9 tRNA genes and 2 rRNA genes are annotated in these 1,268 nt (G+C 51.3%); all 11 read right to left on the bottom strand.

What is annotated here, in order from left to right:
* A 16S ribosomal RNA gene (locus KOL94_RS24885) occupies positions 1-126 on the bottom strand; the annotation flags it as partial.
* 172 nt (positions 127-298) lie between these two features.
* Positions 299-374, bottom strand: a tRNA-Ala gene (locus tag KOL94_RS24880).
* Positions 375-386: 12 nt separating this feature from the next.
* Positions 387-463, bottom strand: a tRNA-Pro gene (locus KOL94_RS24875).
* A 5-nt stretch (positions 464-468) separates the two neighbouring features.
* Positions 469-545 (bottom strand) — tRNA-Arg (locus KOL94_RS24870).
* A 30-nt stretch (positions 546-575) separates the two neighbouring features.
* Positions 576-664 (bottom strand) — tRNA-Leu (locus tag KOL94_RS24865).
* Positions 665-668: 4 nt separating this feature from the next.
* Positions 669-743: transfer RNA gene (locus KOL94_RS24860), tRNA-Gly, on the bottom strand.
* Between the two features lie 3 nt (positions 744-746).
* A tRNA-Leu gene (locus KOL94_RS24855) sits at positions 747-832 on the bottom strand.
* 22 nt (positions 833-854) lie between these two features.
* Positions 855-930: transfer RNA gene (locus KOL94_RS24850), tRNA-Lys, on the bottom strand.
* A gap of 7 nt (positions 931-937) precedes the next feature.
* A tRNA-Thr gene (locus KOL94_RS24845) sits at positions 938-1,013 on the bottom strand.
* 43 nt (positions 1,014-1,056) lie between these two features.
* Positions 1,057-1,132, bottom strand: a tRNA-Val gene (locus KOL94_RS24840).
* Positions 1,133-1,141: 9 nt separating this feature from the next.
* Positions 1,142-1,257: ribosomal RNA gene (gene rrf / locus KOL94_RS24835) — 5S ribosomal RNA — on the bottom strand.
* Positions 1,258-1,268: the final 11 nt, after the last annotated feature.

Below are 1,268 nucleotides of genomic sequence, written 5' to 3'. Positions count from 1 at the left end.
CCCACGTGTTACTCACCCGTCCGCCGCTGACCTCTGAGGAGCAAGCTCCTCGTTGGTCCGCTCGACTTGCATGTATTAGGCACGCCGCCAGCGTTCGTCCTGAGCCAGGATCAAACTCTCCAATAAAGTGTTTGATTGCTCATTAAATGTAAATCGAAATTGATTTTGGGTTCTTTTTAAAAAAGACCCGTTTCACGCTTGGCTTTTGTTCAGTTTTCAAAGAGCTGGTTTGTCGCATTTCTTTAACCGACAAGAATTAATTATAGCACCCTGCCGATTTATTGTCAATAGTTTTTTTTGGTGGAGCCTAGCGGGATCGAACCGCTGACCTCCTGCGTGCAAGGCAGGCGCTCTCCCAGCTGAGCTAAGGCCCCATGACAATCAAATGGTCGGGAAGACAGGATTTGAACCTGCGACCCCCTGGTCCCAAACCAGGTGCTCTACCAAGCTGAGCCACTTCCCGTTTTATGGCGCGCCCGAGAGGAGTCGAACCCCTAACCTTCTGATCCGTAGTCAGACGCTCTATCCAATTGAGCTACGGGCGCACTTTATATGAACTTATTCTGTTTCGAAAATGGTGCCGAGGGCCGGACTTGAACCGGCACGGTAGTCACCTACCGCAGGATTTTAAGTCCTGTGTGTCTGCCAATTCCACCACCCCGGCATCATGGAGCGGAAGACGGGATTCGAACCCGCGACCCCCACCTTGGCAAGGTGGTGTTCTACCACTGAACTACTTCCGCATGTGGTGCGGGTGGAGGGACTTGAACCCCCACGTCGCAAGGACACTAGATCCTAAGTCTAGCGCGTCTGCCAATTCCGCCACACCCGCAATATTATATTATTAAAGAAAATGGTGAGCCATGAAGGACTCGAACCTTCGACCCTCTGATTAAAAGTCAGATGCTCTACCGACTGAGCTAATGGCTCGTAAAAGTGGTGCTGGCCAGAGGACTTGAACCCCCAACCTACTGATTACAAGTCAGTTGCTCTACCAATTGAGCTAGGCCAGCGAAGTAAAATAATATTACTCAGTTCATGTGTTACTAATGAAAATGGTGGAGGATGACGGGATCGAACCGCCGACCCCCTGCTTGTAAGGCAGGTGCTCTCCCAGCTGAGCTAATCCTCCGATATGTAAGCCCGGCGACGTCCTACTCTCACAGGGGGAAGCCCCCAATTACCATTGGCGCTGAAGAGCTTAACTTCCGTGTTCGGCATGGGAACGGGTGTGACCTCTTCGCGATCGTCACCAGACTATCGATTTG

The organism is Alkalihalobacillus sp. TS-13 (assembly GCF_019720915.1).
In the GTDB taxonomy this organism is placed as follows: Bacteria; Bacillota; Bacilli; order Bacillales; family Fictibacillaceae; genus Pseudalkalibacillus.
Note: the sequence above shows the minus strand (reverse complement) of the source record. Positions and strands in the feature narration are given on the sequence as shown.